Origin of the sequence: Mesorhizobium sp. M7A.F.Ca.CA.004.06.1.1 (assembly GCF_003999135.1) — a bacterium.
Classification (GTDB): Bacteria; Pseudomonadota; Alphaproteobacteria; order Rhizobiales; family Rhizobiaceae; genus Mesorhizobium.
This window is the reverse complement of the sequence record NZ_RZPQ01000932.1, coordinates 1-1,989: the sequence shown is the minus strand read 5'-3', so window position 1 is coordinate 1,989 and position 1,989 is coordinate 1. Positions and strand designations below refer to the sequence as shown.

3 protein-coding genes are annotated in these 1,989 nt (G+C 63.7%); 1 reads left to right on the top strand and 2 read right to left on the bottom strand.

From position 1 onward, the window contains the following. Window positions 1-126: 126 nt before the first annotated feature. Both EN906_RS32315 and EN906_RS32310 read right to left on the bottom strand, forming a co-directional pair. Window positions 127-756: a MarC family protein gene (locus tag EN906_RS32315; protein WP_013531832.1), complete on the bottom strand. Its 630-nt coding sequence runs from the start codon at window positions 754-756 to the stop codon at window positions 127-129. Window positions 757-911: 155 nt separating this feature from the next. Continuing rightward, window positions 912-1,442 carry a hypothetical protein gene (locus tag EN906_RS32310; RefSeq protein ID WP_127269843.1) on the bottom strand — a complete coding sequence of 177 codons (531 nt, stop codon included), beginning with the start codon at window positions 1,440-1,442 and terminating at the stop codon, window positions 912-914. Window positions 1,443-1,527: 85 nt separating this feature from the next. On the opposite strand from EN906_RS32310, the gene EN906_RS32305 reads away from it, so the two are divergent. Then, a partial coding sequence (locus EN906_RS32305) for an AraC family ligand binding domain-containing protein (protein ID WP_206529231.1) occupies window positions 1,528-1,989 on the top strand: 462 nt, incomplete at its 3' end.

Sequence of the window (1,989 nt, the reverse complement as noted above, 5' to 3'; positions counted from 1 at the left end):
GGGCACAGACCCGACGCGGAAATAGGCAGTAGGGAGTAGGCAGTAGGCAGTAGGCAGTAGGCAGTAGGCAGTAGGCAGTAGGCAGTAGGCAGTAGGCAGTAGGCAGTAGGCAGTAGGGACTGTCGTTCAGCCTGCTATCAGCGCCTTGATGCCGTCGGCGACGAATTGCACAGCCAGTGCCGCCAGGATGACGCCAAGCAGACGGGTCAGGATCGAGCGGCCGGTCTGGCCGAGGATGCGGTCTATGCGTTCCGACAGCACGAACACCAGATAGGTGATGGCGAGGCAGACGAAGATGATGCCGACCAGCGCCGCCTGCGCGGCAAAGCCTTGAAACGAGCCGGAAAGCAGCACAGTTGCCGAAATGGCACCAGGGCCCGCGATCAGTGGGATCGCCAGCGGGAAGGCGGCGATGTTGTGGATCATGTCCTTGGTGATGGCGACGTCGCCGATCTTCTCCTTGCGGTCCTGCCGGCGCTCGAACACCATCTCGAAGGCGATGAAGAACAGCAGGAAACCGCCGGCGACGCGGAAGGCCGGCAACGTTATGCCGAACACCGACAGGATCGAGGCCCCGGCAACCGCAAACAGCGCCATCACCAGGAAACCGATGATCGAGGCGCGCACCGAAACCTGCTGGCGCTCCTCACGGTTCATGCCGCGCGTCACGGCGAGGAACAGCGGCGCCAGGCCGGGCGGGTCGATGGTCACGAGAATGGTGACGAAAGCGTTGAACAGGCTGTCGAAACTCGGCATCTCTGACCCTCCCGCCGGGCTGTGCCCGTGCCAGAATATTGGTAGAGCAAAGCCCGTTCGGTGGGAACCGTTCGTGAGAAAGTGGTTGATGCGGGACAGAGGGCAGCGCGAAGGATCGCGACGCTTTTATTCTGGGCTGCTGCAATCCTCGGAGATCAAACCGCTCGCCGCGCCAGGAACTCGACTTCCAGCCGCCATGTCGCGCCATTGTCTTGCGAGCGTTCGCCCAGCCAGCGGAAGGAGTTTTCGGTGATGCGTGAAAAGCTCCAGCGTACCGAGCTGCCGGTGTCGTCGGCGCCCACTTGCACGATCGTGTCACCCTCGGCGCGGCCGAGCTGGCGGCTGAAATACTGGTTGCGCGGGTCGCTCCAGAAGATGTGCCAGGCATCCGCGCCGGGATCATAGACGCGCAGCGTCGTGCCGTAAAAAGTCCATGTGCCCAAGGATGGCGATGGACCGGCGTCCCGCGCGGGCAGGATCCACACGTCCTGGATCGCCCGGCCTTCCAGCACCCAGCCGAAATGCACCTCGCCACGCCCTGTCAGCACAGTGCCGTCCTCGAGGTGGCGCGAGGCCTCAAACGTCCAGGCGCCGACGAAGCGGCCGTAAAGGCTCAGTTTTTCGGCAAGCCCTTCGATCGGTCCGGAGCTATGCAGGGCTTCGGCAAACGAGGATTGATCGAACATGGCTGCGGCCTCTTCTTGTCAGGAGACCGTTAGGAGTAGGCGGTGACGGGGTTCTGGGCTTGGGAAAAATTGCTATATTTCGACTATGACGACGACCACGCATAGTCTCGCATTCGGAGCCGGTTGGCACGTGACGGACGTCATTTGCACGGCCGGCGCCGGCGACCGGCCGTTCGAGGAAGCGCATCAGGATTTCTGCGTCGCTGCGGTCACCAGCGGCACGTTTCGCTACCGCGCCCAGCAAGGCACGGCGATGCTGGCGCCCGGCGCGCTCCTGCTCGGCAATCCCGGCACATGTTACGAATGCGGGCACGAGCATGGCAGCGGCGACCGTTGCCTCTCGTTCCATTTCGATCCGGCCTACATGGAACGGATCGCAGCTGGCGTTCCGGGCGCCAGGAAGCTGGCTTTCGAGGCGGCGCGCCTGCCGCCTTTGCCGGTACTGGCGCCGCTCCTGGCCGAAGCGGAGACCGCGCGCGAGATGGCCTACATCGACGCCTTCGAGGAACTTTCCCTGCGCTTGGCCGGTGCTGCCGTGGCTACAGCC

Coding starts and splice junctions, on each gene's coding strand:
- EN906_RS32310 (WP_127269843.1), bottom strand. CDS start 1,442: ATGTTCGATCAATCCTCGTTTGCCGAAGCCCTGCATAGCTCCGGACCG.
- EN906_RS32315 (WP_013531832.1), bottom strand. CDS start 756: ATGCCGAGTTTCGACAGCCTGTTCAACGCTTTCGTCACCATTCTCGTG.